This is a genomic window from Vibrio tapetis subsp. tapetis (assembly GCF_900233005.1).
GTDB lineage: Bacteria > Pseudomonadota > Gammaproteobacteria > Enterobacterales > Vibrionaceae > Vibrio > Vibrio tapetis.
On sequence record NZ_LT960611.1, the window covers coordinates 1,987,323 to 2,013,902 of the forward strand.

General features: G+C 43.5%; 28 protein-coding genes and 2 pseudogenes. 16 read left to right on the plus strand and 14 right to left on the minus strand.

Annotated features, from left to right (window positions below; translation table 11 throughout):
- Positions 1-122 precede the first annotated feature (122 nt).
- From VTAP4600_RS08855 to VTAP4600_RS08865, 3 genes are all read left to right on the plus strand, one after another.
- Positions 123-1,220, plus strand: coding sequence for a NapC/NirT family cytochrome c (locus VTAP4600_RS08855; protein ID WP_102523944.1), 1,098 nt, complete (start codon positions 123-125; stop codon positions 1,218-1,220).
- 20 nt (positions 1,221-1,240) lie between these two features.
- Complete coding sequence (locus tag VTAP4600_RS08860; protein ID WP_102522469.1) at positions 1,241-3,688, plus strand: molybdopterin guanine dinucleotide-containing S/N-oxide reductase; 2,448 nt, start codon at positions 1,241-1,243, stop codon at positions 3,686-3,688.
- 233 nt (positions 3,689-3,921) lie between these two features.
- On the plus strand, positions 3,922-4,827 hold the full coding sequence (locus VTAP4600_RS08865; RefSeq protein ID WP_172443103.1) for a sensor domain-containing diguanylate cyclase: 906 nt from the start codon (positions 3,922-3,924) through the stop codon (positions 4,825-4,827).
- 96 nt (positions 4,828-4,923) lie between these two features.
- Here the strand turns inward: VTAP4600_RS08865 and galE are convergent, their stop codons facing one another.
- From galE to VTAP4600_RS08880, 3 genes are all read right to left on the minus strand, one after another.
- A complete protein-coding gene (gene galE / locus VTAP4600_RS08870; RefSeq protein ID WP_102522471.1) occupies positions 4,924-5,934 on the minus strand; it encodes a UDP-glucose 4-epimerase GalE in 1,011 nt (336 codons plus the stop codon).
- 186 nt (positions 5,935-6,120) lie between these two features.
- Entirely contained in the window at positions 6,121-6,330 is a 210-nt protein-coding gene (locus VTAP4600_RS08875; RefSeq protein ID WP_102522472.1) for a hypothetical protein, read from the minus strand.
- Positions 6,331-6,397: 67 nt separating this feature from the next.
- Complete coding sequence (locus VTAP4600_RS08880; protein WP_102522473.1) at positions 6,398-7,300, minus strand: homocysteine S-methyltransferase family protein; 903 nt, start codon at positions 7,298-7,300, stop codon at positions 6,398-6,400.
- A 283-nt stretch (positions 7,301-7,583) separates the two neighbouring features.
- On the opposite strand from VTAP4600_RS08880, the gene msrB reads away from it, so the two are divergent.
- Positions 7,584-8,726, plus strand: a complete 1,143-nt coding sequence (gene msrB / locus VTAP4600_RS08885; RefSeq protein ID WP_102522474.1) for a peptide-methionine (R)-S-oxide reductase MsrB — start codon at positions 7,584-7,586, stop codon at positions 8,724-8,726.
- A 134-nt stretch (positions 8,727-8,860) separates the two neighbouring features.
- On the opposite strand, the gene VTAP4600_RS08890 is transcribed toward msrB, so the two are convergent.
- A complete protein-coding gene (locus VTAP4600_RS08890; RefSeq protein WP_102522475.1) occupies positions 8,861-9,262 on the minus strand; it encodes an ACT domain-containing protein in 402 nt (133 codons plus the stop codon).
- A 210-nt stretch (positions 9,263-9,472) separates the two neighbouring features.
- Positions 9,473-9,847, minus strand: coding sequence for a hypothetical protein (locus VTAP4600_RS08895; RefSeq protein ID WP_102522476.1), 375 nt, complete (start codon positions 9,845-9,847; stop codon positions 9,473-9,475).
- Positions 9,848-9,922: 75 nt separating this feature from the next.
- Between VTAP4600_RS08895 and VTAP4600_RS08900 the strand changes: the two genes are divergently transcribed.
- Positions 9,923-10,651 carry a helix-turn-helix transcriptional regulator gene (locus VTAP4600_RS08900; protein ID WP_231897774.1) on the plus strand — a complete coding sequence of 243 codons (729 nt, stop codon included), beginning with the start codon at positions 9,923-9,925 and terminating at the stop codon, positions 10,649-10,651.
- A gap of 13 nt (positions 10,652-10,664) precedes the next feature.
- Here the strand turns inward: VTAP4600_RS08900 and map are convergent, their stop codons facing one another.
- The 3 genes and pseudogenes from map to VTAP4600_RS08915 all read right to left on the minus strand — a co-directional run.
- The gene (gene map, locus VTAP4600_RS08905; RefSeq protein ID WP_102522477.1) at positions 10,665-11,438 is read right to left on the minus strand and encodes a type I methionyl aminopeptidase; all 774 of its coding nucleotides are present in this window, start codon (positions 11,436-11,438) and stop codon (positions 10,665-10,667) included.
- Positions 11,428-11,655 (minus strand): ParD-like family protein, encoded by a 228-nt coding sequence (locus VTAP4600_RS08910; RefSeq protein ID WP_102522478.1) that lies wholly within the window; start codon positions 11,653-11,655, stop codon positions 11,428-11,430. Before VTAP4600_RS08910 ends, map begins: the two co-directional genes overlap by 11 nt.
- A gap of 140 nt (positions 11,656-11,795) precedes the next feature.
- Positions 11,796-11,885, minus strand: a pseudogene (locus tag VTAP4600_RS08915) (carboxymuconolactone decarboxylase family protein); the annotation flags it as partial.
- A 136-nt stretch (positions 11,886-12,021) separates the two neighbouring features.
- On the opposite strand from VTAP4600_RS08915, the gene VTAP4600_RS08920 reads away from it, so the two are divergent.
- Together VTAP4600_RS08920 and VTAP4600_RS08925 are read left to right on the plus strand one after the other, a co-directional pair.
- Positions 12,022-12,981, plus strand: coding sequence for a transposase (locus tag VTAP4600_RS08920; protein ID WP_172443104.1), 960 nt, complete (start codon positions 12,022-12,024; stop codon positions 12,979-12,981).
- Between the two features lie 444 nt (positions 12,982-13,425).
- Positions 13,426-14,168: pseudogene (locus VTAP4600_RS08925) on the plus strand (class I SAM-dependent DNA methyltransferase).
- Positions 14,169-14,322: 154 nt separating this feature from the next.
- On the opposite strand, the gene VTAP4600_RS08930 reads toward VTAP4600_RS08925, so the two are convergent.
- Genes VTAP4600_RS08930 through VTAP4600_RS08940 form a run of 3 tightly spaced genes read right to left on the minus strand, consistent with a single transcriptional unit; the run spans position 14,323 to position 15,558 of the window.
- The gene (locus tag VTAP4600_RS08930; RefSeq protein WP_102522480.1) at positions 14,323-14,706 is read right to left on the minus strand and encodes a carboxymuconolactone decarboxylase family protein; all 384 of its coding nucleotides are present in this window, start codon (positions 14,704-14,706) and stop codon (positions 14,323-14,325) included.
- A gap of 58 nt (positions 14,707-14,764) precedes the next feature.
- Entirely contained in the window at positions 14,765-15,121 is a 357-nt protein-coding gene (locus VTAP4600_RS08935) for a MerR family transcriptional regulator (RefSeq protein ID WP_102522481.1), read from the minus strand.
- A gap of 59 nt (positions 15,122-15,180) precedes the next feature.
- Positions 15,181-15,558: a thiol-disulfide oxidoreductase DCC family protein gene (locus VTAP4600_RS08940; protein ID WP_102523946.1), complete on the minus strand. Its 378-nt coding sequence runs from the start codon at positions 15,556-15,558 to the stop codon at positions 15,181-15,183.
- A gap of 220 nt (positions 15,559-15,778) precedes the next feature.
- On the opposite strand from VTAP4600_RS08940, the gene VTAP4600_RS08945 reads away from it, so the two are divergent.
- The 5 genes from VTAP4600_RS08945 to VTAP4600_RS08965 all read left to right on the plus strand — a co-directional run bounded on the left by VTAP4600_RS08945 (position 15,779) and on the right by VTAP4600_RS08965 (position 20,163).
- The gene (locus VTAP4600_RS08945) at positions 15,779-17,230 is read left to right on the plus strand and encodes a methyl-accepting chemotaxis protein (RefSeq protein ID WP_102522482.1); all 1,452 of its coding nucleotides are present in this window, start codon (positions 15,779-15,781) and stop codon (positions 17,228-17,230) included.
- A gap of 23 nt (positions 17,231-17,253) precedes the next feature.
- Positions 17,254-18,081 (plus strand): alpha/beta fold hydrolase, encoded by an 828-nt coding sequence (locus VTAP4600_RS08950; RefSeq protein ID WP_102522483.1) that lies wholly within the window; start codon positions 17,254-17,256, stop codon positions 18,079-18,081.
- Between the two features lie 224 nt (positions 18,082-18,305).
- Positions 18,306-19,016, plus strand: a complete 711-nt coding sequence (locus VTAP4600_RS08955; RefSeq protein ID WP_102522484.1) for a glutathione S-transferase family protein — start codon at positions 18,306-18,308, stop codon at positions 19,014-19,016.
- Between the two features lie 153 nt (positions 19,017-19,169).
- Positions 19,170-19,715: an RNA polymerase sigma factor SigZ gene (gene sigZ / locus VTAP4600_RS08960; RefSeq protein WP_102522485.1), complete on the plus strand. Its 546-nt coding sequence runs from the start codon at positions 19,170-19,172 to the stop codon at positions 19,713-19,715.
- Positions 19,716-19,845: 130 nt separating this feature from the next.
- Positions 19,846-20,163: a hypothetical protein gene (locus tag VTAP4600_RS08965; RefSeq protein ID WP_231897775.1), complete on the plus strand. Its 318-nt coding sequence runs from the start codon at positions 19,846-19,848 to the stop codon at positions 20,161-20,163.
- A 257-nt stretch (positions 20,164-20,420) separates the two neighbouring features.
- Here the strand turns inward: VTAP4600_RS08965 and VTAP4600_RS08970 are convergent, their stop codons facing one another.
- Entirely contained in the window at positions 20,421-20,858 is a 438-nt protein-coding gene (locus VTAP4600_RS08970; protein WP_102522486.1) for a PACE efflux transporter, read from the minus strand.
- Positions 20,859-20,995: 137 nt separating this feature from the next.
- Between VTAP4600_RS08970 and VTAP4600_RS08975 the strand changes: the two genes are divergently transcribed.
- Positions 20,996-21,877 (plus strand): LysR family transcriptional regulator, encoded by an 882-nt coding sequence (locus VTAP4600_RS08975; protein ID WP_102522487.1) that lies wholly within the window; start codon positions 20,996-20,998, stop codon positions 21,875-21,877.
- Between the two features lie 352 nt (positions 21,878-22,229).
- Positions 22,230-23,309 carry a glycerophosphodiester phosphodiesterase gene (gene glpQ / locus VTAP4600_RS08980; protein WP_231897911.1) on the plus strand — a complete coding sequence of 360 codons (1,080 nt, stop codon included), beginning with the start codon at positions 22,230-22,232 and terminating at the stop codon, positions 23,307-23,309.
- Between the two features lie 203 nt (positions 23,310-23,512).
- Here the strand turns inward: glpQ and VTAP4600_RS08985 are convergent, their stop codons facing one another.
- Positions 23,513-24,166 (minus strand): cupin domain-containing protein, encoded by a 654-nt coding sequence (locus VTAP4600_RS08985; RefSeq protein ID WP_102522488.1) that lies wholly within the window; start codon positions 24,164-24,166, stop codon positions 23,513-23,515.
- 162 nt (positions 24,167-24,328) lie between these two features.
- Positions 24,329-25,096, minus strand: a complete 768-nt coding sequence (locus tag VTAP4600_RS08990) for an SDR family NAD(P)-dependent oxidoreductase (protein WP_102522489.1) — start codon at positions 25,094-25,096, stop codon at positions 24,329-24,331.
- A gap of 105 nt (positions 25,097-25,201) precedes the next feature.
- Between VTAP4600_RS08990 and VTAP4600_RS08995 the strand changes: the two genes are divergently transcribed.
- Together VTAP4600_RS08995 and VTAP4600_RS09000 are read left to right on the plus strand one after the other, a co-directional pair.
- Positions 25,202-25,540 carry a winged helix-turn-helix transcriptional regulator gene (locus tag VTAP4600_RS08995; RefSeq protein ID WP_102522490.1) on the plus strand — a complete coding sequence of 113 codons (339 nt, stop codon included), beginning with the start codon at positions 25,202-25,204 and terminating at the stop codon, positions 25,538-25,540.
- A gap of 169 nt (positions 25,541-25,709) precedes the next feature.
- Positions 25,710-26,048, plus strand: a complete 339-nt coding sequence (locus tag VTAP4600_RS09000; protein ID WP_102522491.1) for a cytosolic protein — start codon at positions 25,710-25,712, stop codon at positions 26,046-26,048.
- The last annotated feature ends 532 nt before the right edge of the window (positions 26,049-26,580 follow it).

The window sequence follows — 26,580 nt, forward strand, 5'->3', positions numbered from 1 at the left end:
TGATTGCCCGCTCGATTCAAATAAATATCCATAATATTTTTATGGTTTATATCTCAAAGGTAATACCTCTAAAGGGGTATATTCATATCGAGTTATCTATCAATTAACTGAAGATCATGCCTATGACGTCCATAAAAAAAACATCAATCGTACTCATCTCAATGGTGGGTATTGCCATCGGTTGGTTAACTTTGGGCGGCACAGCAGCCGTCATGCATTACACCTCTAGTACCGAATTTTGCCTATCTTGTCACTCCATGGAAATTCCATATGAAGAGTATCAAGGCTCTATTCATTTCAGTAACGCCAAAGGCATTCGCGCCGAGTGTTCAGACTGCCATATCCCCGAAGCCCCACTAGACTATGTCATTACAAAAATCCGGGCGACCAAAGATATTTATCATGAGTTTATCACTGGAAAAATTGATGACGAAGAGAAGTACGAACAGCACCGTATGGCCATGGCTGAAACGGTCTGGGAACAATTACGAGCCAACGACTCCGCAACTTGTCGCTCATGCCACACATTAGACGCCATGGACACCTACGAACAAACTGAAGACGCTGTAAAAATGCATGCTTATGGCGAAGAAAATAATGTTACGTGTATTGACTGCCATAAAGGAGTTGCGCACTTCGCGCCAGAAGCTGAGATGGACAGAGCTGCATTTGACAACCTGATGGCATTTACGGAAATGAGCGATCCTCAAGCTACGAAAGTCTACTCGGCACAAACTATCAGTATTGGTGAGCTGGGTTCAATAAACCCCACAGCAGAACTACGCGTCCTCTCGTCGAATGGCAATCAACGAATCATTGAGCTTCACGCTTACCAAATGAAAGGAGCAGAGCAAGTTCTCTACTACGGCCGTGGACAACGATCTATTGTCGCAGTACTCACCGCTCAAGGCCAAAACAAACTAGCAGTTGGAGAATTCTCTGCCGACGAATATGACAATGAATGGCGCAGTGCTGTCCTCACCGCTGAGATAGACGTACCTGTTTTAGACTCTCTGGCACCAATATGGGATTACGCAGAAGAACTAGACACCGTGTACTGCTCAACATGTCATGCAAAAATTCCAGCGAATCACTTTACGGTGAACGCTTGGGGCCCAGTCGCTAAAGGTATGGGCGAACGTACAGATATTTCTAATGAAGATTTAGAACTCCTAACGAAATTCTTCCAGAACCACGCAAAAGATGTGGCTGGCCACTAAGTGAAATGAAGGATATCACCATGAATAACATTACTCGCCGCGGGTTTCTAAAAGGAACCAGCATCACCGCCGGAGCGCTTGCTGTCACGTCACTAACCCCTATGTCTGCTATCGCCGCCAACAAACGAGGTTCCGGTGTGCTAACAGCTGGCCGGATGGGCCCTATTGTCTGCGACGTCAAAGACGGCAAATTAGTGGCCACTAAGAATGCACTCGCACAGACCGTACCCAACAGCCTGCAAACTACAGGGCCTGATCAGGTTTATACCAAAGCCAGAGTTGTGCATCCTATGATACGTAAAGGCTTTTTGGCTAACCCCTCAAAGCCAGAAGGAGTACGGGGCAAAGATGAGTATGTGCAAATATCATGGGATGACGCATATAAGCTGATTCACGAACAACACTCTCGGATTCGTAAGGAAAACACACCGGACGCGATCTTCGCAGGCTCTTACGGGTGGCGCTCAAGCGGTGTTCTTCATAAAGCACAAACCCTGTTGCAACGTTACATGAGCATGGCTGGCGGATATTCAGGCCACCTAGGAGATTACTCAACAGGTGCCGCACAAGTCATCATGCCGCATGTGATGGGTTCTATTGAAGTATATGAACAACAAACAACACACCCAATGGTGCTTGAACACAGTGATGTTGTCGTGTTGTGGGGAATGAACCCATTAAACACCTTAAAAATTGCTTGGAGTTCTACTGACTGTTCGGGCCTTGAGTTTTTCCAACAGTTGAAAAAATCGGGTAAAACAATCATTGCCATTGACCCTATGCGCTCAGAAACGGTCGAGTTCTTTGGCGATAACGTCCAATGGATAGCCCCCCACCCAATGACAGATGTTGCAATGATGATGGGTGTCGCTCATTCACTTGTAACCAATAAAAAACATGATAAAGCCTTCCTAGACAAATACACCATCGGCTACGACAAATTCGAAGCTTATCTCTTAGGTAAAGAAGATGGCGTAGAAAAAACGCCAGCATGGGCTGAAAAAATCACCGGTGTTCCAGCCAAACAAATGGAACTTTTGGCCGATATTTTCAGTAAGAATCGCACCATTTTAATGTCTGGTTGGGGGATTCAACGCCAACAATATGGTGAACAACGCCACTGGATGCTGGCAACCCTAGCAGCAATGTTAGGCCAAATAGGTTTACCTGGCGGTGGCTTTGGTCTTTCTTATCATTATTCTAATGGGGGCAATCCGGCAAGAGATGCGGGCGTTCTACCTGCTATTTCGTCTTCTATCGGTGGCGGATCATCGGCTGGAAATGACTGGGCCGTTTCTGGTGCAGTTAATAGCTTCCCTGTCGCTCGAATTGTTGAGGCGTTAGAAAATCCGAATAAGAAATACCATCACAATGGTCATGATCTTTCCTTCCCAGATATTAAGATGATTTGGTGGGCCGGCGGCGGTAATTTTACCCACCACCAAGATACAAACCGTTTGATTAAAGCATGGCAAAAACCTGAACTGGTCGTCGTTTCTGAACCTTATTGGACAGCGGCTGCAAAACACGCCGACATCGTGCTGCCGATCACTACATCATTTGAACGTAACGACATGACCATGACCGGCGACTACAGTAATCAACACCTTGTGCCAATGAAGCAAGTCGTAGAGCCTCAGGGCGAAGCCCGCAATGACTTTGATGTATTTGCCGATATGGCAGAGTTACTCAAAGCAGGTGGCCGCGACGTATTTACTGAAGGCAAAGACGAAATGGCTTGGCTAAAAGGCTTCTATGAAACGGCTCAGAAAGGGGGACGTTCAGCCCGTGTTCGCATGCCTAAATTTGGTAAGTTCTGGGATGATAACCAACTAATTGAAATGAAATTCAATAAAAAGGCGGCTCAGTTTGTGCGTCATGCTGAATTCCGCAAAGACCCGGTGATGAATCCTCTTGGGACACCAAGCGGAAAAATTGAGATTTACTCAAAAACTATCGAAAGCTATAAACTCGAGGACTGCCCTGCGCATCCAACATGGATGGAGCCAACGGAATACCGTGGAACCGCAAAAAAAGGCGAGCTTCAGCTAATGACAGCGCATGCTGCTCACCGCTTACATAGCCAATTCAATTACGCAAAACTGCGCGACGAATACGCAATAGCTAACCGTGAGCCTATATCAATCAACAGCCAAGATGCAGCTGAACGTGGCATAAAAACGGGCGATCTCGTTCGCGCATTTAACGATCGTGGACAAGTCCTCGCGGGCGCCTTAGTAGCAGACGGTATAAAACAAGGTGCGGTTTGTATTCACGAAGGGGGATGGCCCGATCTAGACCATAAAACAGGCATCTGCAAAAACGGAGGGGCTAACGTGTTAACACTCGATATCCCAACCTCTCGTCTTGCCAATGGCTGTGCGGCAAACTCTGCACTAGTACGTATTGAAAAATACACTGGCCCCGAACTTGAACTTACCGCGTTCGTACCACCAAAAATGAGCTAAATTTCATTTAAAGCTCAACCTTGAACTTAAGTCCAGCCAACGCTGGGCTTTTTATTATCAATATTGCACCACAAACAATCACAGCAATCTCGCTAATACAAAATTATAGAACGACTTGCCTTCGCTTGATCCCGCTCATTACTTCCACACCAGTAACTATGATTAAATCTTTCATAAATATCGAATTTTTATTTATACCTGAAGTCATATCGCTTTGGAGAAAGTGGATTCTTATGGAAAACAACACTGAAATCGGACAGTTTTTAGATTTCTTAGCTGATGCTATTTTGATCATCGATGAAACTTCAAAAATTGTTTATACCAACAGGTCTTGTACTAAATTATTTGGCTATGAAAAAGACGCGCTTATTGGGCTTTCCGTTGAAAGGTTGATGATCAGAGCTGCCACTAAAAACCATGACCATAAGGTCACCAACTTCATCAAAAATCAATCTAGCGCTAAGGTCATGATGTCTCGCAACATCATGCCCTGCATTAACGCTGACGGTACTGAATTTAATGCCCGTATATCCATTGCTAATATCGTGTATCAGGGGAAAGCTTGTGCCGTCGCGACAATACAAGATTATTCAACCGTTCAAAATATGATTGATGACCTCACGAACGAAGCAAGTACCGACCCGCTTACCGGGCTCTTTAATAAACGTCACTTAGAGTGCATCCTTGATAAAGATTATTTTTCTGTCAACGGCTCGACGACATGGGGCGTTGCCTTCTTAGATCTCAATGGCTTTAAGGTCATTAATGACACGTATGGTCATGATGTAGGGGATGAATTGTTGGTGGAGATATCACGCCGATTAACTCAAGACCTCCGCGCAGGAGATTTCAGTTTCCGTGTCGGTGGGGATGAGTTCTTATTGATGTTTGGCATCAACACGCCGGAAAAGTATCAAAATTCGGTTGCTGTCTTTGGCCAAAAGATCCAAAAGCTCATCACACAACCTATTTACATCGAGTCGGTGAATAAAGAACTCAGTATCGGAGTCAGCATTGGCCTTGGCGTGATGCCATTTGATGATAAGGACTTAGCAACACTTATTACGAAAGCTGATAAAGCGATGTACGAATCTAAAGTTTATAGCTTGCCGTATGTAATGGTTGAAAGCATTGGCTAACGCATGGCTTTCCTGACAAGAAAAGCGGCTGTTTCCTCTAAACAAAAAACCCTGTAACACAATGCGACAGGGTTTATCTCATTCTAAGCTTAACAACTAATACCCTTCAGGGTTCTTTGACTGCCAATTCCATGTATCTGCGGTCATCTCTGTTACGCTGCGTGTGGCCTTCCAGCCCAAATCTTGCTCTGCTTTGGACGTGCTCGCCCAACATTCAGCGATATCACCAGGGCGACGAGGACAAATTTCGTAAGCCACTTCCTTGCCACAAGCTTCGCTAAATGCGTTCACCATATCGATAACACTTGAACCGTTACCAGTACCAAGGTTGTAAATGTGCAAGCCTGCTTTTTCACCGACAGACTTCAGCGCCGCGATGTGGCCGTCTGCAAGATCCATCACGTGAATATAATCTCGAACGCCGGTACCATCCGGCGTTGGGTAATCATCACCAAATACCGAAAGCTTTTCACGGCGACCAACAGCCACTTGTGCGATAAACGGCATCAAGTTATTTGGAATACCTTGCGGATCTTCACCCATGGTGCCTGACGGATGAGCCCCAACAGGGTTGAAATAGCGCAACAATGTGATGCTCCAATCGCTTTCAGCTGCGAACAAATCACGGAAGCACTCTTCTACCATGTATTTACTGCGCCCATACGGGTTGGTTGTCGCTCCCGTCGGTGAATCTTCAGTAATTGGCACGACCTCTGGGTCACCGTACACGGTCGCAGAAGAACTGAACACAATGCTCTTCACGCCAGCTTTTCGCATGGCGCGAGCCAAAACTAATGAGCCATTAACGTTGTTATCATAGTATTCAAGAGGCTTAGCGACAGACTCTCCGACGGCTTTCAAGCCAGCAAAGTGGATCACTGACGTAATATCATGATCGGAAAAAACAGAATCAAGGAAGGTTTCGTTTCGAATATCGCCAAGATAGAAAGTCGGTCTTTTGCCAGACAATGCCTCAATTCGATTCAGTACTTCTTCGCTTGCGTTACATAAATTATCAACAATGATCGGCTCCATTCCTGCTTCAATCATTTGTACGCAAGTATGACTGCCGATATATCCCATACCGCCGGTTACCAGTACTTTCACTTTCTATCTCCCTAAATTAGTCTAAAGCCGTGATCACGACTTAAATCAAATATTGCTATGCAACCAAGTTTAACGTGATTTTAATTATAATGTTAGCAAGGATTTAGAGTTAGAAACCGTGACCAACCGCTCAAGTGTAAACGTTTCCACTCATTTAATAACCACAAACCATTCTTCGAGGCGGCTCTATTTGTACTCAATTTCTTGTTCAATGTAATCTGACTCACTAAACCAACTTACGGTTCCTACGTAGCCACTCTCTTTGAGCCTAGTATCAATTTGTGCAGCAATTCGCACCGTCATTTTGATCCAGCTATCGTCATTTTCCAATCCATCAAGCAGATCGCCAACCAGACTCAATGCTTGCTCATCGAGTTGTAAGCTCATTAAATTCATTCAATATTACCTTTGTTCTACTTGTTACGGGCTTTGTATCGTGGGCACTTTACAGAGATTCACTGACTTAACCAGCGATATTTTTCTTCCAGTCGGATAACGCTTTAATGTGATCCGGTCCTATGCCACAACAGCCACCGATCACATCTGCGCCACCTTGATGCCAGCGTTTGGCGTAGAGCAGATAGTCCGCAGGTGAAAGTTCTCGCATAGACTGTAAAGTGCCGTTCGCTTCGTGGCCTGAGACGATTGGCATAAAGTTATTGGCATACACACCAATCGTGATGTCGCTATCTTGTTGCTCGATCACTTGTTTTGCGTCTCTAATGGCTTGATCCATCGCTTCTGGCACAGAGCAATTGAAAAAGAGCCCTTTCACCTTCATCGAACAAGCGAGCTTCACCATCTCTAAAACCGATTGCCCAGAACGCAAAGTCGCGCACTCTATCGCTTCATCTTGCAAACTGAATGCGTAATAACTGTCTTTTGTCGACTGTTTGAGTACTGAATACGTTGCTTCAAATTCCTCTAAACTTGAGATTGTCTCTGCCATCCAAATATCAACGTATGGATCTTGTGCTTTAAACAATGTACTCATGATTTCGATTGCTTGCTCTTTTTCAAACAAGTCTGGTCGGTAACTGCCAAGCGGTGGTGGAATGGCCCCCGCTACGATGACACTTTTCGTCGAATTATTTTCAACAACCGAGCGAGCAATAATGGCAGCGTCACGAGCGAGCTTGAATCCGGATGACAAGTAAAGCTCATGACCTAAATGAAATGGGACACACGCGTAACTATTGGTGATGATGATCTCCGCACCGGCATCAATGAAGTTTTGGTGCGCTTGGTGAACATGTTCAGGCGACTCGATCAGCGCTTGGGCACTCCAAAGCGGTTGTGAGAATGGCGCACCAATGTCTTGCAACTCTCGCCCCATGCCACCATCAAGTATGGTTAGTGTTTTCATTATTTACTTATGTCGCCTTAAAAATACGGTGTTATTTATCACAATAGCAGACAGGCAATTCGAACGCCATGGGCTTACGTTCAGGCTGGTTGAAGCAAGGTTTCTCCCCTCATCCCCCCTTCCAAATCGCTATAAACCCTTGTGCTTATAAAGTCTGAAATCGGTGTTAAAACAGCAATTATTTTCATTTCTGTGTAATTTTTTTATCCTTCCGCCTGTCTATATCTCTACATTCGCGTTAACCAGTTCGCGATCAATGAAAAACTAAGGCCAAGAGGTGCATATGAATAAACTGTCTAAAATCCTGATACCTCTATTGGTGGCGTTGCCACTGTTTTCTGTCCTGTTCAGCCAAACCAGCACAGCCGATTCGATGAAAAGCCAAGCACCAAAAGGGACGCTTGAAGTTGCGACATTAGCAGGAGGGTGTTTCTGGTGTACTGAATCTGATTTGGAGAAACTCAAAGGGGTGACTGACGTTGTATCAGGTTACTCAGGTGGAACGCTGGAAAACCCAGCCTATAAACAAGTCTCTTCTGGCAAGTCTGGCCATATCGAAGTCATTAAGGTCACTTACGATTCGTCCGTTGTAAGCTATGAGCAAGTTCTGGATCAATTCTTTCGTCATATCGACCCTACAGATGATAAAGGCTCGTTTGTTGATAGAGGCCCTCAATATCGCCCTGCTATCTTCTTCCACAATCAAGAGCAGAAAATGATTGCTGAAAATTTCATGGCTGAAATCGAAGACACCATGATCTTTAAAAAGCCATTAAAAACGGAACTGATTGAGTTTAAGAAGTTTTGGCCTGCGGAAAATTACCATCAGGACTATTACAAGAAAAGTAAGGTTCGCTACAGCTACTATCGCTATGCGTCTGGCCGTGACCAATATCTAGACGAGATTTTTGGCGATGATCGTGAAGAAAACCCAAAAACATTACGTCAGATTATCGATTCGAAAAACATGGTTAAGAATCTAAAACCTTATACCAAGCCTTCACAGTCAGAAATAAAGACGAAACTCACCTCACTTCAATACGACGTGACTCAAGAAGATGCCACTGAGCGCCCTTTCAATAATAAGTATTGGGACAACAAACAAGAGGGGATTTATGTCGATATCGTGACAGGTGAACCGTTGTTTTCTTCAACTGATAAATACAAGTCAGGGACTGGTTGGCCGAGTTTCACTAAACCTATCAATGAAGGTTACGTGGTGACAAAGGTTGATTACAAACTTGTTTACTCTAGAACGGAAGTCCGTAGCCGTTTCGGAGACTCTCACTTAGGCCATGTTTTTAAAGATGGCCCAGCCCCAACCGGGTTACGTTATTGTATGAACTCAGCAGCCATGAGGTTTGTGCCTGCCGACAAGTTAGCTGAAGAAGGGTATCAAGATTACTTGCCGCTGTTTGAAGGCTAAAGGTTGAAGGTTAAAGCTCAGTTAATCTTAATGTAAGGAAAGGTTTGCGCCTTTCCTTACTTATTTGTCTATCACAATATCTGCACGCCAAATAATGTGTTTCTACCTTTAAAAGCGATAACTGACGTAAGTAGTTATGCAGAGATTGAAAACTCTTTCAACGCATTCATTGCTTCGCTCGCTTTCTCTTCTTGCACAAAGATATGGTCATGGTAGTACCCTGCTACGACATTTGCACTGATATCATACGATGCCAATTTCGCAGCAAAAGCAGCGGTTAACCCAACCGCTTCAAGACTAGAATGCACCGAGAGTGTGATCAAACTGAATACCGCTTCGAAATCTAACTTAGCTTCCTTTGCTTTATGAATATCTAACACCAATGTCAGCCCTTCCTTTTCGCGAAAGGTGGCTATGGGATTTAGGGTTAAGTACTCATTTAACGAACCATTTACGGTACAAAAAACGTATTGCCCTTCAACAAGTTCTGGAGACATCGACTTTAGTAAAATGTCTAAATCGGTAATCGCGGCCATGTTCTAATCCTATGCTTGTATCAGCTTTGCTTTCATTTATATCTACCATAAGAGCCACCAGCGCATAAGTACATCAAATAATATTAATTGCACATTAGCTTTTCTTATAATTTAGAAAATCCAAGATTAATCAGGTTGTAACCAATCCAGATAAACTGTCTCAGAGTTAGGCGACTTTAGGTATTAAACAGTTTGGAGGTTATATGCGCACTAATTGCCGTTAGATTTCAGCTCGCCAATACGTTCATAATGAGAAAAAAGACTGCTTTCTAAGTCCATCATAGAGAAGACAGCCATCGCTGTAGGATTGTTCATTACCTCAACACTTGCCGCTTTTGCGGACTCTTTGTTTTCCCAAACGACAATATCAGCCCATCGGTTATCATCTCGACTATAGTAAAAATGACGACTTTTAAACCCCTTAAATGTAGAAACAACCTGATTGAGCTCTAACATAGAACGATGCTGTTCCTCATAACTGACCCCATCGTTGAATTTTGTATTCACTATTTCGTAGCTCTCTTTCGCCGCAACTGAACCTGTCATAACAAGTGCTCCAATTAATGCTCCAACTTTTTTCATCATTCGTTTCCTTTCTTTGTATTCGTTAAGCTGAAATATTATGATACGGACATATAGGACACTAAATGGCATATTAGTTTGCGTGATTTTCACAGTAAGCAAGTACGACTCAACCGAATCATTGGCATGCTGGAAAATGGCGAAGTTTGGACGACTGAAACGCTTTCATCCACATTGAGTGTCTCAATACGCACAGTCGCAAGAGATCTCACTCTGTTAAAACAGCAGGGATATGATATTGAGTCAGAGCGAGGAACGGGCGGTGGCATTTGCTTGAGAAGCAATGTGAAAGCGCCAAGATTAACGCTCAATGATGAAGAAGTGTTGACGACACTGATGTCACTCGCCATCACCGAATCATTAAAGTCCCCGGTTCTTGGCAGCAATGTTAACCACATAAGGCATAAGCTAGGGTTCTTCCTTAATGAACAACAGCGCCAACGCATCAATACGCTTCGTAAGAGAATCTTAGTCGGCTCCCCTGCTTCATCACATGTGTCGCAATCTGTGTTGGAAGTGACCGAAACAACATCTCAAGCCATCAACAGTGCGTTCATCTTCCAGCAAACCATGAGCATCACTTATCAGGCTGAAAATGGGACGACAACCGAGCGGACAATAGACCCACAGTACCTACTGCTAAATTGGCCAGCTTGGTATTTACTTGGCTGGGATCACCTGCGTAAGCAACCAAGAATGTTCAGGGTTGATCGCATACTTAGTACTTCGGTCAATAAGCAAACCTTCAGATTGCAAAGCGCTAGAATACTGCTTCAAGATTTTGGCCACTACTTCAGCGAATTGTAATTTTGGGGCGACATCACTTTTCTTCGGCGCGAAGAGTGAGTACTTCATAACCAGTACGGGTTACTAATATCGTATGTTCCGACTGGGCAGACAACTTTTTGTCTCTGGTTACCACTGTCCAACCATCTTTTTTCGTTCGCACTTTGGCAGAACCTTGATTTACCATGGGCTCAATAGTGAACACCATGCCTTCTTTCAGCGTTAGGCCACTATTAGGTAAGCCATAGTGAAGCACACTAGGCTCTTCATGCATTTCTCGTCCGATGCCATGACCACAATATTCTCTGACAATACTGTAGCCGTGACTCTCAGCAAAGCGTTGAATGGCATAGCCTACATCACCTAACCTTGCCCCCGGTTTGACTTGCTTTATTCCAGCCCACATCGCCTTATAAGTCACATCAACCAGCCTCTTCGCTAAAGGCGACGCCTCTGGCATGATAAACATCTTGCTAGAGTCGGCAATAAAGCCCCCTTTTTCTAACGTAATATCGATGTTAACGATGTCCCTCGGCTTTAGACGTTGGCTTGCTTTAGGTATGCCATGGCAGACGACGTCATTGACGGAAGAGTTAAGGACATATTGATAATCATATTGCCCTTTGCTCGCCGGTCGTGCTGACAGTTCGTCCACAATAAACCGTTCAACGGTATCATTGATGTCCATTGTGGAAATTCCGGATCTAACGTAGGCATCTAGCATCTCAAATACGAGAGCAAGCAATCGCCCTGATTCTCGCATGAGATCTTGCTCAGCATCGCTTTTTATTGTGACTCTATCGTACATCGCTATTCCCTTGATCTGTGCTGATATTGGCAAGCGACACTTCAGCAGAGGTCATTAAGTCGGCGATGATTTGATTAAACGTTTTCTGTGGATGCAACTCCGCCAACATGCCGACTTTTATCCAAAACTCAGCTTGTGAATTGATGGAGCGATGCATAACAGAGCTCGCTTTTCTCAACTCTTCATGCAGTTCATCAGATATCTTAACTATACCCATTATGTACTCTTAATTACTAAATATATACGAAGTGTATACATATCGTATATATTGTCAATATGAGCGATTACCTCTTCTCAAGCACTATTGGGAGATATCTTGTTTGTTGGGGATGCGTTAGTTGAAGAGTGAAACGCTCATTATTCCACTCTCTCAGCGAGCACTTCTTTAAACGCAAACATGCCATTAAGAGCGGCCGGGAAGCCTGCATACACAGACATTTGCAGTACGCACCTCCAAGTGGACACACACCAAATAGTATGAGCATGCGACTGACTTTACGTCGATGGCACTCCAGTTTTTCTCCTCCAGCTTTTCCTTCCTGACGCAATTGCTATCTTGGTAAAAAACTCACCGAGAAAGTTCATGGCTACTGCTCGAAAACAACTCATTTCAGTCGATGCGACTCCTTACTACCACTGCGTTTCAAGGTGTGTAAGACAAAGCTTCCTATGTGGTGAAGATAGCGTCACCAACAAGAGCTACGAGCACCGTCGGGAATGGATTGAACACAAAATTCAATCACTCACACATACCTATTACATCGACGTATGCGCGTATGCTGTGATGAGCAACCACTACCATTTGGTATTACACATTAATCGTAACAAAGCCCTAAGGTTATCGCTTGATGAGGTAGTTGAGCGCTGGAGTCATAACCATAAATTGCCAGTACTGCTCCAACGTTGGCTTCGTCACGAACTAAAAACCCAAGCTGAAAAAGACAAGTGCGCAGAAATCATCGAAAAATGGCGAGAAAGGTTATGGTCATTAAGCTGGTTCATGAAAGAACTCAACTACGATATTGCTTGTAAGGCTAATCACGAAGACCAGTGCTCGGGCCACTTTTGGGAAAGCCGATTCAAAAGCCAAGCATTACTCGATGAAAAAGCCCTAGCTGCAGCCATGACGTATGTAGACTTAAACCCTGTACGCGCAGGCATTGCACAATCGCCTGAGCAATCTGAGTTTACCTCGATAAAAGCAAGGTTAAGGGCGCTTAATGACAACCTAGAAACCGCACCTTGTTTGCATCCATTTATTGGCAGTTCGACACAGAAACTGATGGACGGGATACCCTTTAGCCTAATAGATTACATCGAATTGGTAGATTGGACAGCAAGGCAGTTTCGAGAAGGTAAAGCCTCGATGGTTTCTAATTTTCCGCCAATTCTAGAAAGGCTCAACTTCAACGAAAGAAATTGGCTAGAAATTTGTACTTCACTTGAAAGAAAACGTTTCACAGCAATTGGTTCACCTTGCAGCCTAGATCAAGCAAAAGTAGCGCTAGATAAATCAAGAATTCATTACTATCAGATAGAATAGACAGTCCACACTTCATAACCATAAACACTATGCCAGCATTAAGTTGGCTAACGGCGTTTACTGCAAACTCAAACTGAAGTCGTGCTTTGCTAAAAACAAGTCACGCCACCCACATTTTCTGTGTAAACAACACCGAACTCGGTGAAGAATAGCTGACTACAGAACCTACTTAACCTCTTCATTTAGAATCGGTATTTAGTGTGTGTCTATTAATGAGTGTGATGAGTGGTGGTGTGTGTCTGTTAATGATGAGTGATTAATGAGTGGTGGTGTGTGTCTGTTAATGAGGAGGAAGCTACTTAGTTGTTTTTAACCTCTAGCGACTTCTCTATAAATTGTCGCGGTTTAAAAATATTGGCCCACCAGCATAGATTTTCTTCGTGATCGAACCAAATTGGATTACCATGCGCCATCCTAATTTTCACATGAAGCGAATAGTCAAAAATGTCGACTAACGCACTATATACCGATCTATCCTGTTACTATGATTTAATGGTGTTGATATTGATTACCAAGCTCAAAGTAATTGCGTTCGTAGATTGCATCAACTCTTTGGCAACAGTGGTCGAAATCACCTAGATCTAGCCTGTGGAACCGGGCCACACGTTCGACATTTCATTGATTTTGGCTACCAAAGTCAGGGACTAGATATCAATCAACCGATGTTAGATATAGCGAAAACACGTTGCCCTGAAGCTCACTTCACCTTACAAGATATGAGTGATTTTAAGGTAAGCGAACCACTGGATTTAATCACCTGTTTTCTTTACTCCATCCACTATAACGATGGTATTGAAAAACTAAAAGCGTGCTTTGCCAGTATTTATGAGGCATTAGCATTTGATGGGGTTTTCTGTTTTAACGTCGTAGATAAAGATAAGATCAACAATAAATTGTTTGTCAGGCACACCGCATCACAAGAAGACAGCGCTCTAACATTCAGCTCTGGTTGGGAGTATTGTGGTCAAGGTGATAAGCAATCACTTAGGCTCTGTATCGAAAAGAGCACATCAAAAGACGTACAAGTGTGGCACGATACCCACCCTATGGTGGCATTCAACTTCAACGCCTTAATGATATTATTAAAGCCATATTTTGACGTTCATGTATTTGAACATGACTATGAAAAACTTATTCCATGGGATCAGACATCTGGCAACGCCATTTTCGTCTGTGTGAAGCGATGACGAAAGTACTTCGCACATAGAATTAAACAAGTAAACGGGTAGTACGGTAATTGAGACTGCCCGTCTTAAACTATCTCAAGTCCAAATACAAAGCGCCAGAATACGGCTTCAAGATTTTGGCCACTACTTCAGTGAATCGTAATTTTGAGGCGCATCACTTTTCTTCTGCGCGAAGATCCAGCACCTCTTTAAACGCAAACATGCCATTAAGAGCGGCGGGGAAGCCTGCATACACAGACATTTGCAGTATGATTTCTTTTATTTCTTCTTCGCTACAGCCTACATTAAGCGCTGCATTCAAATGGACTTTAAGTTGAGGTGCGCAATTTCCAAGCGCCGTTAATGCCGCAACCGTCGCCATTTCGCGAGACTTTAAGTCTAATCCGGGGCGCGCGTAAATATCACCAAATGGGTATTCGATGGTGTATTTGGCTAAATCTGGACAGATATCTTGCAAGCTTTCAATGACATTTTCCCCTGCCTGCCCATCAATTTTTGTGAGTAACGCTAAGCCAGTATCAAAACGTGAATTTTCCATTTATATGTCCCTTTTGAGTGAATACAGGGACACCATACAAGTTAGAGTTAACTCTAAGTCAACCCACTTTTCCGCTTTTATACAGGCAAATCTTTTCATCTAATGCCAGCAGATGCTTTTGCTGCTGCTCGATATAGGAGACCAAGTTATCTTTGTGTTGCTCTAAAAGGGTTTGACGCTGCAAGACCGACTCAGATCCCGCCTCCCTTAACCTTGAATACTCCAAGATTTCCTCTAACGGCATCGCCGTTTCCTTTAGCCGTTTGACAAAACTCACCCACTTAAGATCTTTCTCAGAATACTCTCTATGCCCGCTTATGTTTCTGCGCACATCTTTAAGCAGCCCTATCTTTTCGTAATACCGTAGAGTATGAGGAGATAAGCCGACCAAATTGGAAAACTCGCTCATGTTCATTGATTTGCCTCCTAGGCGTCGGTGCATAAAAATGGAGAAACTTCCGTTTGTTTATTGCCCTACTCTTTGCAATTACAACGAGAACGACCAGTGAGCAACAATGAAAAGCGGTAACGATGGGTGGCAAACACTCGGTACAGTTTGTCTGCAATGGGCTTGATAAGCGGCCATCTCAAAGGTGCATAAAGCCAACCTTTGCCGACAATTTGCCACGCTCGATGCACGCCATCCAGCCCTAGTAGCAGCTTTCTATCTTGGTCTAACGCATGCAAAATGGTGTTGGCTTCTGTAATATCAATCTCTGGGTAGCCCACCATATCATCACTGAAAATATCGACTGTTTTGATGTTTTTATTGCTGTCTTTCTTTCTCAATGCCGCCATTTCTTTTGCGCATAGCGGGCAAGTTCCATCATAAAAAATCGTCAGTAATACCATCTTATTCCCCTGAATATTCCACTTAATACCCATACGTATTCGCGCTCGTTTCGGATCAGTTTTTGCCCACTATCGCGTCACCCTCATCAAACAAAATGTAACCGAAACCGGTTTAAAAACCTATTGCTGAATTTGTGAACAGTTTCTCGATAAATTACCATTAGAACAATTACTCTATTATAGAGTTAATACTCTAATTGTAATTAAGGAGGCTAGTGCCGTGAGACCTTTCACCCTATGGAGCCGATTATTTGGATATCAGCCAAATGATTGGACAGAACAAAAACGATGGCAAGTTGAAATACTACTCTATTTTACTCTACTCTCATTTTTGACGGGTATTTACAGCCTAATCAAGTGGTATCAAGTGAGCCACTCGCCACTGATGACCAGCTCCATTTACTGCATTGCTGCCGAGATCGTCGCAGCAATCATGATTGGAAAATTCAAACAAAGTGGCCTCGCCACCAATATTGGCTTTTCCGGTATGGTAATTCATGCACTTAACCTGATTTACCAAAGTGGCGGTGTACTTGAGTCTACTCAAAGCTTTTGGATCGCGGTACTTCTGGTCGCCTTTTTTCTAACCGCTAAACTTTCCTTAGCATGGCTATGGAGCGCGGTTGTCATTTCAGCCTCTTGTCTTATGGTTTATTGGCAGCTCAATGGCGAGCACATACCCAATCTTCAATTAACGGATTCCGCACAATTGATCGACGCTTGGTCTGGGTTAATTGTGCCTCTCGCCATCATTGTTATCGCGCAAAGCTACAGCGCGAAGCGACGAGAAAGTTATCAGCATGCCAGTTTAATCTCGCAGCGTCAGATGGAACACACCACCCAAAGCGCCAAGCAAGGTGAGCAGCAACTGGGCAAAGTACTGCAACAAGCCAGCGCGAATGCAGGCCAGCTATCCACCGTGGCACATTCGTTAGGTCAACAATCGCAACAACTGCGCGCCGAAGTTGGGGTCTTGAACCAAAGCTGCGATTCCCAAACCGTTTCTGCAGAACAATTGTCTAAGCAATTAAAACAGATGACGCTAGATATCCACACTTCTGATCAATCTGTCGCACAGCTCAAGCAACCCAGCGACACCATCACCCAGCAGGCATCAAATAGCATTGCCAGCCTCGGCGCCTCAACACAAGCCATCGAAAAAATTCAAGTCGCTAATCAGCGGATCACAGGTGTCGCCGAGCTCATCTCCAATATTGCCGAACAAACCAACTTACTCGCGTTAAATGCAGCCATAGAAGCGGCGCGGGCGGGTGAATATGGCCGTGGGTTTGCCGTGGTTGCTGACCAAGTACGAGAGCTGTCAGCGAAAAGTAACCAATCGGCAGATGAAATACGCCAACTGCTCAATAGCAGCCGAGTAGAAGTCGAAGCGGGTCAACAAGTAATAGGCCAAACAAGCAAAGAGATCACCGAGATCATTCATCAAGTTAGCAGTACGATGACATCCGTAGAGCAGCTTTCTCTCGCAATGAAACAGCAAGTCACTACCCTTCAAGAACTGAGTTGTGCCAGTGATGATGTCGCGACCAATGTCACTCACATTGCAAAAGTGGCTGACCGAGTATCACAACAAGACAATCACCTTCGCCTGCAAGTCGACGAGCTAAACAGTTTAGCTCATCAGCTGAGCAGCGTAGTTGCCACACAATAGCGTCAATGACAAAGGACTAAAAAATGACAGAGACAATAACAGTGAATGGGAACGATGTGTTCATCGACGGAAGCGGAGAAGAAACCATTGTCATGCTACATGGCTGGCCAGATACCTACCGACTTTGGCAGCCGCAAGTCGAGCATTTAAAAAGCCAATACCGTTGTGTTCGATTCTCTTTGCCTGGTTACGAAAAGCATCACCCAAGAAATTACTACGACCTCGATGCCGTGCTCTCTGTTATCGACAGTGTTGTTGAAACGGTAAGTAACGGCAAACCTGTGACCTTGTTACTGCACGACTGGGGTTGTGTGTATGGTTATCAATATTACATGCGTAACCAAGCCAAAGTGAAACGCATCATTGGGGTTGATGTCGGTGACGCTGGCTCACCGGATATGACCCTATCGACCAAAGCAAAGCTGGTGCTTGTTAGCTATCAACTCTGGTTAATGGCCGCGTGGAACATTGGCGGCGGTGTGGGTGATTGGATGACACGCAAAGTCGCCACCTTGTTTAATGCTCCGGCTCCTAGCGAGCTTGTCCATTCAGGCATGACTTATTCCTACCACTGGCGCTGGAGCTCTACCTTTATGCGTCGCCCGCTTGGCACTAAGCCTCTTGATATTCAAGTACCTTTCTTGTTTATCTATGGTGGCAATAAAGTCGGTAATTTCCATTCTAAGCCTTGGCAAACCAAAATGGCCAACATAGAAGGAAATCAAGTCATTGAACTGCCCACCCACCACTGGGTCATGGTAGAACAGCCTGACGCGTTTAATGAAGCAGTGATGGACTGGTTGAATCACTCAGAAACTCTAGAAGCTGAACCCGAGCGTGAAGCTTCTTGATAACACAGACTCGATGGGTGCCTGTCATCCATTTAGTCTCTCATGATAGTTCAACTAACTGAGTGCCCATGCTTTATGGGCGCTGCTCGATGATAGGCAGAACTCAGAGATATTACGGCGTACAACAACAGTTTTTTCAAAAAAATAATAAAATTTTCGTCTTTTTTAAGTGTTGCTCGTCTTATTAGGTGTAAGTAAAAAATAACCTGATTTGGAGCAACACAATGATAAAACTGATTAGCTTTAAAAACTGCCCATTTGTTCAACGAGTAATGGGAGCGCTAATACTAAAGAATGTACCGTTTGAAATTGAATACATTGAATTAAGTAACAAGCCGCAATGGTTCTTAGATATTTCTCCAAATGGTCAAGTGCCCGTGTTGATCACGGAAAATGACACCGTGCTGTTTGAATCAGACGCCATCGCCGAATACCTAGATGATAAATACGCCCCCATAGAACAGCTATCACCCGAGCAAAAAGCGTTAGATCGTGCGTGGACATATCAAGCAACGAAACACTACATGCCACAATGTGGAACGATGGGGAGTAAGGACAAAGAAACATTTGAAACCCGTTTAGCCAATCTATCTAAAGCGTTCGCAAAGGCCGAGAATAAACTCGGTGACTCTTTATTTTTCAAAGGGAATGACATCTCTAACGTGGATATTGCGTGGCTACCATTGCTGCATCGTGCGGCAGTCATCAAAGATCAGTCCGGTTTTGACATGCTAGCGTCCTTTCCAAAAGTTCAAAAGTGGCAAGCAGCGCTTATCGAATCTGGCCTTACCGACAAAACGGTACCACAAGATTTCGTCGCGACCTTTAGTGGCTTTTACTTAACGAATACCTACCTAGCAAGCTTAATCGATGGTCATGAAACCACGTGTCCGCCGAGCAATTGCTCTGCCTCTTCTCATTCATGTTGCAACTAAAAAAGAGACTATGATTGAAGTTAATAGTATTGTTTAAGTGAAATACAGTCGCTCAGGGCAAATCCGCATTCAGTTCTGAACCTCGTCCTGAGTAGCTGTATTACTCATGTAAAGTCAGCGGATAACATCGCATTGTAAGGGTAACTAAATCACATGAAATTTGAATCTATCTGGTCGGCATATCAATCCAGCTTGAAAGCGTTTTTACACAGCAGAATTGCCAATCCAGAAGATGCTGAAGATCTATTTCAAGAAATTTTGATTAGAACTTATCATGGTTTTCAAACGGTGACAGATGGTAGCAAAATCAAACCCTGGCTGTTCCAAATAGCCAACAACACCATTATTGATTTCTATCGCAAGAACAAGAAACAGAATGCGTTAACAGAAGATGACTTGTGGTACAGCGAGCAAAATAGTGAGCAAGTTATCCATGATCTTTCTCAGTGCCTTCTGCCGTTTATTAACCAACTGCCTAACCAAGACGCTGAACTGTTGATTGCTATCGAAATCGAAGACGTTTCGCAAAAAGACTATGCATATAAGCACGGCATCAACTACTCAACGCTGAAATCACGAGTAAAGCAAAGCCGCGCAAAGCTGTTCAATTTGTTCAACAACTGCTGCGATTTTTCCATCGATTCACGGGGAAACATCATGGAATACCAACCCAAGTCTGGCAATTGCGACCGCTGTTAACATTCGAACGCAAGCGAGCACACCAAATAATGTGTGTCTATTATAATTACAAGGCGATAACGTCTTCGATACAGAAAAATCAATGAATTAGACGCGGGGTTTCTCTGCAAATTTTAAAAAGGAGATCCATGTGAAGCAAAAGCGTTTTTATATTGAAGTGGCTGTGAGGCAAGTGATGATTCTTATCTTCATTCTGCCAATATTGTTTAGTGCCACCTTTGATAGTATGCGTCAGATGGAGCAGAGTAACCAAAGCGCTATACTCACGGTAATCGGGCTTTTAATGGCTGCCGGTATTATTGGCGTTTTTGAAGCGACCTATCAGAAAACGCAGCTTACTTTCCCGCTTCAGCGTACACTCGCCCACCTCACTAAACTGCTACTGTTTGTTGGTATCTCTGAACTTAGCCATCGCCGCCGTTGGCGTTACGTTTACGGTGTGGGATGACCCATTACTTTGGGCCATCCTCCCTATTTACGCCTCTTTATTCGTTTACGATTGGTGGGACGCTCTAATTGCTGCATCTGGGCTTGAAACCCAAGATGAGGTTAAATCTGAACATTAGCCTTGAGTATACGTTTGCTTAGAAGTCGCTCACTGATTTGAAAACGTCTAGACTTGGGGGCGCCATCTTAAGACAACGCCCACCCATTACTCCAGCGCATTCTATGGGCAAAAAGGCAAACATAAATACCAACTACAATTTACATCACTAACGACTCCGTTCTTGCCATTCTTCTCACGAATACCGCCCTTACATTGTCGTATACCCAGTTAAAGGTGAATGCATAAATGGTGATGAAAGCGGTAACGCCAATATCCATCATAAAAGCCTGCCAGAGATTAACATTGAGTAAATAAGCCATGACAGGAACGGTTGCAACCAGTAAGCCTAATTCAAACAAAACAACGTGAAAAACACGTAACGAAATGGTCCGGTGTGTTTTCTCTCCGGTAAAAAACCGATCGAAAATCCAGTTATAAATAAAATTCCAAACCATGGCAATGGTCGCAACAACTATCATGGTTCCTGATAGAGCGGTGGTATCATGATTGGTAAACAGGGCTAACCCCAGGATAGACAGAGATACCGCCAATACTTCAAATAATACGGCATGGAAAATTCGTTCCGGTGTTTTCATAGCATGGCTCTTGATGTTTATTAATGTAGCAAAAATGAATAAGCCGCGATTATAGAGAGCAAGGAAAAGAGATAAAGTTAACAGCCATCACCAATCGTGATAGGTTGAATGAATAACCTATTTAATAAGCGAATCGCATGTACAGTTTTGAACAGCTAAAAATCTTTGTCACCGTATGTGAAAGCGGGTCATTCTCGGCGGCGGCTCGTCAATTAAAGCGCGCTCAATCGGGTGTGAGTCAAGCCATTGCCAACTTGGAAATTTCCATTAACCAAGAACTGTTTAACCGCGAGAAAAATACACCGGTACTGACAGAAAAAGGCCACGCGTTATTACCTATCGCTCAATCAATTTTGCATCAACAAAAGTATTTTGATCAAAAGGTAGAATCACTAGAAAGGGACCACGAATACGAGCTGGTTATCGCAATAGATGAAAGCCTAATTGACGACGAGTTATTGCACACATTGGCACAGTTAGCTGATAAATACCCTGTAACTAATATGGAAGTCATCACCACTTCAACTTTTGATGTTGAAGAGCTGGTTCGGGAAGGGAGAGCGCAAGTAGGTATCGTATATTTAAATGGTGAACTTAAAGTCGATATGGATTTTTCCACGTTAGGCCAAGCCCGATTTTTAACTGTGGTAGCACCTGAACACGAATTAGCAGCGTTGACCTTAGTCAATGGTAGCGACTTAAAAGGCCATCGCCAGTTGGTGCATCGCAGTTCAGAGCGCAAAGAGTTGTGGTTCAGTTATGGAATAAGCTCGAAGCGATGGTATGCCAACACTCACCAAACCTTACTTGATTTAGCGTGCAAAGGCATTGGGTGGACAATTGCACCAGAGCAAGCAATAACGGATCTGTTGGCCGCAAAAAAGCTTGTCGCACTGCCCGTCGCTCACGAATTTGATGGTTGGTTAACGCCTATTGGCTGTTTAGTGTCGCGTCGTCATGCCTCAGGGCCAGTGCTAGAAGACTTGTTATCTTCGTTACAAACATGGAAGCAAAAATGACGCGCCCATATCGCCTTCCTTTACGAACTTTGTTTTGTGTGTGTCTCTTCTATAACATCTTTAATAACAATCAATTATTAGAACCTAATCACAGCAATTTAATGCTCATATGAGCACTATATGCTCGAACGAAGGTTTCTTTCATAGTTACGCTCCGTGTTTAACATTATAAATAGTGTTGCTTTTCTGCTTTTGTCCCTCTGTTATAAGAGGCTTTGATCGTGATAATCGAATGTTCGATTCGTTTAGGTGAGTAGTATTTTCCATTTTTTGCAGTAAGTAATTAATCCGTTTGTTGGCTGGTTATAAAAATAGCGATAATAAAAAGGACGAAAAATTGAAAAAACAACTTATTACTACTGCGATACTTATTTCAGTATCCGGACAGGTGTTTGCCAATGCAGATAAATTAGTCATCGCGCACCGTGGTGCCAGTGGCTATCTTCCTGAGCATACGCTTGAAGCGTACTCTGCGGCCTACTTTATGGGGGCTGATTATATAGAGCAAGATGTCGTGATGACCAAAGATAATCAGTTGGTTGTTTTACATGATCATACTTTGGATCGAACGACGGATGTGATGAATCGATACCCAAATCGATTCCGTATGATTGATGGGGTAAAACGTTGGTTTGCTATCGATTTTACGTTAGCTGAAATAAAAACCTTACGAGTAACTGAAGGGTTTAAAATTCCAGACAACTCAGAACCAAATCAGGTGCAAGATCTGTCCAAAGCTGGCTTTCCAGATCGCTTCCCTTTGTGGAAGTCAAATTTTCAAGTCGCTACATTTGAAGAAGCTATTGAGTTAATTCAAGGGCTCAACCACTCCACCAAACGTAATGTCGGTATTTATCCGGAAATAAAAGCGCCTTGGCTTCATCAAAATGAGGGTAAAGACATCTCTTTGGCGGTATTAAACACGCTTAAAGCCTATGGCTACGACAGTAAAGAAGATATGGTTTACGTGCAGTGCTTTGATCCTACTGAAACCAAACGCATCTCTGAAGTATTGATGCCAAAGATGAATATTGATCTTAAAGTTGTACAGCTTTTAGCGGAAACCAGTTGGAATGAGACGATGGTCGTGGATAAAGAAGGAAATATAACCCCTTATAACTACGACTGGATGTTTAAAACTGGAGCAATGACGGAAGTCGCAAAATATGCAGACGGTATCGGGCCATGGAAACCGATGCTAGTTGATGATCAATCGACCCCCGACAATATCATTATTAAGCCTTTAATGACTGAAGCAAAAGCAGCAGGACTAGAAGTTCATCCATATACTTTCAGAGCAGATAAAGGTCGAATTCCTGTTTATGCAGAGAATTTTGATGACATGCTAGATGTGTTTTACTTCAAAGTCGGTGTTGATGGCGTCTTTACTGATTTTACTGACAAGGCCGTTCATTTTTTGAACAGCAAGTAACTCTACGATTAGATAAGACAATAAAACCAGCACTCACTACGCTGGTTTTATTGGTGAAGATTCCATAATGGTAACATTACGTAGGCTAATGGTGGTTGTTTAAAAACTCAGAGTAACGCCGACACTCCCCCTAAAACGAACAACTCCATGTTCAATGAAGAGCAGAAAATCGCTTAATATCTTGCTTTAAGCTTCAATACTGGCTAATCAATTGGAAGATGACCCGTTTTCACTAAAATAACGGTCTCTTCTTCCACATAAGGAAAATGCTCGCTCATGTGAGGGCTGCGTATCCAAGTGTGTTTTGGGTACTCGGCATGTTCATCTTTAAAGGTGCCATATAACACAAAGATCTCTTCACCACCGAAATGACGATGCGGTTGAAAACGTTCACCCACCGGCCATTTCACCAACGCAACGTGCTCATGTTCGAACTGGTGCAGTGGCATCACTTGCAATCCACCTATCCCCGGAAGCCAATCCGTTTCCAGAGTATTGATACGAACTTGAGTTAAGTCTCTCGCATCAAACTGATTAAGCTTAACCAAGATCGTGCAGCCACCTTTACTTGATGGTGAGTGCGCACTACCAGGTGGGTTACGAATATAAGTGCCCGCGGGGAAATCTCCGGTTTCATCAGAGAAGATACCATCTAAGACCAAGATCTCTTCTCCTTGTGGGTGCGGGTGCTCAGAAAACGAAGATTGTGGATCATACCTCACCACGCTGGTCGTGTGGCCCGACTCTTTGTCTTCTCTTTCTAACGGCTTACGCCATACCCCTTTCGCTGGGCTCGCAATCCAATCTAGTGGTTCGGTTTCAATAACCAGTCTCTTTGAAAAGTCCATGTTTAACATAGTAACGACCTTACTCTTATTATCGTTTTAATTTTATTGTCTTTCTAGTTTCTATTCTGCGCAAATAATCATCAAGGGGGGCCACTTCGCTGCTATTTGCTCACGCCGCCACCTCCCAAACGATGATCTATTAAAACTGGGATCTATTATAACTATGCTCCGTTAATTACGACCAGCGATCACGCCACCATCCACATCCCAGATCGCGCCCGTTACCCAATCAGCACTGTCTGACAGTAAGAAAGAGATACTGTTCGCGATGTCTTTCGGTAAACCCACTCGACCAATTGGGTGGAACGCGTTAAAGCCTTCTAGCGCTTGATCCACTTCTTCTGGCTTGATGAAAGACTCGTAAATTGGCGTTTTAACAACAGCCGGAGAAACCGCGTTTACACGAATGTTGTGATCCGCCAGTTCCATCGCCATATGCTGCGTTAATGAATGCAATCCAGCCTTCGCCATTGAATATGCAGAAGAGGGGGTCGCTTTGATTGCTTGTTTAGCCCACATAGAACCAACGTTAACCACGTTGCCTCCACCATTTTTAATCATCAAGTTGCTTACTGCTTGTGTGATAAAGAAAGTCGCTTTGTTAAGCTGCATATATTGGTCGTAGTCCGACTCTTGGTGCTCGATAAACGCTTTAGGGTTGAAGTAACCTGCCGCATTAACAAGGTAACCAATGCCTTCATCTAATGACTCTAAATGATCAATAAGACGTGAGACGCTTGAATCATCATAAAGGTTAGCTTGCCAGCCTGAAGCGTGACCTACTGATTGAAGTTCCAACACCGCTTTATCTAACTTAGTTGAGTTATTGCCGACCACCAACACATGGATGTTTTGAGCGACTAACTGCTTCGCTGTTTCAAAGCCCATACCACTTGTGCCACCGATTACTACTGCAATGCCGTTTTTAGTGAAGTTCATTTTGTTATCTCCTAAGTCATGTGAACGTGGTAATCTTAGGCTTTCAACTAACACTATGAATAGTAAGTACAAATCGGTTAGGTAGGTACTTATTGGTACATCTTTATGAAAAATCAGGAAAACTTTTTTTCAAGAAAGTCAGCGCCAGAGCGCTCAGCTCGTATGGTAGAAACCATCTACGGCTGTAAATGGTCGCTAACGGTTTACCAATTACTAGCAAATGGTGTCAATCGCCCGGGTGAAATGGTGCGCTTGGTCGAAGGGTTATCGACCAAGGTATTGAATGAATGTTTGAAGCGAAATGTAGAGTTTGGGATTTTAAATAAACAAATATTCAACGAACTCCCACCAAGAGTTGAGTACCAAGTGACTCCGTTTGGTGAGAAGTTTTTATTGATTCTGGATCAACTAGAAAGCCTACAAAACGAAATCGACGAAATGTAAACCGAAGTTAATCACTCGTTTTTTTGCGCTTGTACTGGATGAACAAATTTGGCCGTATAGCTAGAGTTTTTGTCACGAGGAAAAGTACGTCAAATGCCAAACTAAATCTCTACTACGTTCTGCCCCTGATAGTGATAGAATCTCAGCATCAGAATTACCGAGAAACTCAATGTTTATCCATCATGTTAACGGCATCGACTGGCTGGTTATTACCGCTTTTGAAGAACTGAAAACTATGTTTATCGAAGACGCCGGAGCGATCCCCTCTTGCTTCTCTACCACCAGCGAATTAAGCCTGATTGATCAAGCCAAACGCACTTATGGATATTTACCTAAACTCAGCGGCGTAATCACCGATACCGGAACCTTTCAAAGCCAGAATAACGAAGAAGATTTAAACCCACAACTTGCCTGCCTAGTTGAGGGGCGTGGCCGGGTGTTTATCTATCACGGTGGCTTTGTGGCTTTTGTGGATGACGAACAAACCTTTATTACCCGAATGGACTGAAAATTATTCAGTCAGTAGGTTCAAGTCGGCGAATTGGCATCCCTAGTAAGGAATGAGTAACTGTCGCTCAATAGGTTCGGTCATGTACGTGGTATTCAAACGTTAGTATTCAGTTTGAATACCAGAGCACGAGCCAGCACACTCTTACCATAAACAGATTAAAATCAACAAACTCTAGATAGCAAAAAGCCGCTAATAAAAGCGGCTTTTTGAATGGTGATGTTTGCAACATAAGTCAACATAAACATCGACCACATTTCAGTCTGTTACAGTCCACTTTGCAACAATAGTTAGCATAAGATTGCAGCAATAGATTTCAAATTTTTCATGCGACAAGAAAGCTGTGTTGTAACTTTACTACAGTTTGTCCTATTCATATTTGTGCATCACATTTTGAAACCAATAAGGATCACACTTTAACTGTTCATTTCAACTCAGCTTGGATAGGGATGAGGTGATTAGTTGCAACAGCCCCTTAAAAAGCCCGCGATTGCGGGCCTTGAACTACAAAAATTTATTGTTACAGCTACAA

Coding starts and splice junctions, on each gene's coding strand:
- VTAP4600_RS08855 (WP_102523944.1), top strand. CDS start 123: ATGACGTCCATAAAAAAAACATCAATCGTACTCATCTCAATGGTGGGT.
- VTAP4600_RS08860 (WP_102522469.1), top strand. CDS start 1,241: ATGAATAACATTACTCGCCGCGGGTTTCTAAAAGGAACCAGCATCACC.
- VTAP4600_RS08865 (WP_172443103.1), top strand. CDS start 3,922: ATGGAAAACAACACTGAAATCGGACAGTTTTTAGATTTCTTAGCTGAT.
- VTAP4600_RS08875 (WP_102522472.1), bottom strand. CDS start 6,330: ATGAATTTAATGAGCTTACAACTCGATGAGCAAGCATTGAGTCTGGTT.
- VTAP4600_RS08880 (WP_102522473.1), bottom strand. CDS start 7,300: ATGAAAACACTAACCATACTTGATGGTGGCATGGGGCGAGAGTTGCAA.
- msrB (WP_102522474.1), top strand. CDS start 7,584: ATGAATAAACTGTCTAAAATCCTGATACCTCTATTGGTGGCGTTGCCA.
- VTAP4600_RS08890 (WP_102522475.1), bottom strand. CDS start 9,262: ATGGCCGCGATTACCGATTTAGACATTTTACTAAAGTCGATGTCTCCA.
- VTAP4600_RS08895 (WP_102522476.1), bottom strand. CDS start 9,847: ATGATGAAAAAAGTTGGAGCATTAATTGGAGCACTTGTTATGACAGGT.
- map (WP_102522477.1), bottom strand. CDS start 11,438: ATGTACGATAGAGTCACAATAAAAAGCGATGCTGAGCAAGATCTCATG.
- VTAP4600_RS08910 (WP_102522478.1), bottom strand. CDS start 11,655: ATGGGTATAGTTAAGATATCTGATGAACTGCATGAAGAGTTGAGAAAA.
- VTAP4600_RS08920 (WP_172443104.1), top strand. CDS start 12,022: ATGGCTACTGCTCGAAAACAACTCATTTCAGTCGATGCGACTCCTTAC.
- VTAP4600_RS08930 (WP_102522480.1), bottom strand. CDS start 14,706: ATGGAAAATTCACGTTTTGATACTGGCTTAGCGTTACTCACAAAAATT.
- VTAP4600_RS08935 (WP_102522481.1), bottom strand. CDS start 15,121: ATGAACATGAGCGAGTTTTCCAATTTGGTCGGCTTATCTCCTCATACT.
- VTAP4600_RS08940 (WP_102523946.1), bottom strand. CDS start 15,558: ATGGTATTACTGACGATTTTTTATGATGGAACTTGCCCGCTATGCGCA.
- VTAP4600_RS08950 (WP_102522483.1), top strand. CDS start 17,254: ATGACAGAGACAATAACAGTGAATGGGAACGATGTGTTCATCGACGGA.
- VTAP4600_RS08955 (WP_102522484.1), top strand. CDS start 18,306: ATGATAAAACTGATTAGCTTTAAAAACTGCCCATTTGTTCAACGAGTA.
- sigZ (WP_102522485.1), top strand. CDS start 19,170: ATGAAATTTGAATCTATCTGGTCGGCATATCAATCCAGCTTGAAAGCG.
- VTAP4600_RS08970 (WP_102522486.1), bottom strand. CDS start 20,858: ATGAAAACACCGGAACGAATTTTCCATGCCGTATTATTTGAAGTATTG.
- VTAP4600_RS08975 (WP_102522487.1), top strand. CDS start 20,996: ATGTACAGTTTTGAACAGCTAAAAATCTTTGTCACCGTATGTGAAAGC.
- VTAP4600_RS08985 (WP_102522488.1), bottom strand. CDS start 24,166: ATGTTAAACATGGACTTTTCAAAGAGACTGGTTATTGAAACCGAACCA.
- VTAP4600_RS08990 (WP_102522489.1), bottom strand. CDS start 25,096: ATGAACTTCACTAAAAACGGCATTGCAGTAGTAATCGGTGGCACAAGT.
- VTAP4600_RS08995 (WP_102522490.1), top strand. CDS start 25,202: ATGAAAAATCAGGAAAACTTTTTTTCAAGAAAGTCAGCGCCAGAGCGC.
- VTAP4600_RS09000 (WP_102522491.1), top strand. CDS start 25,710: ATGTTTATCCATCATGTTAACGGCATCGACTGGCTGGTTATTACCGCT.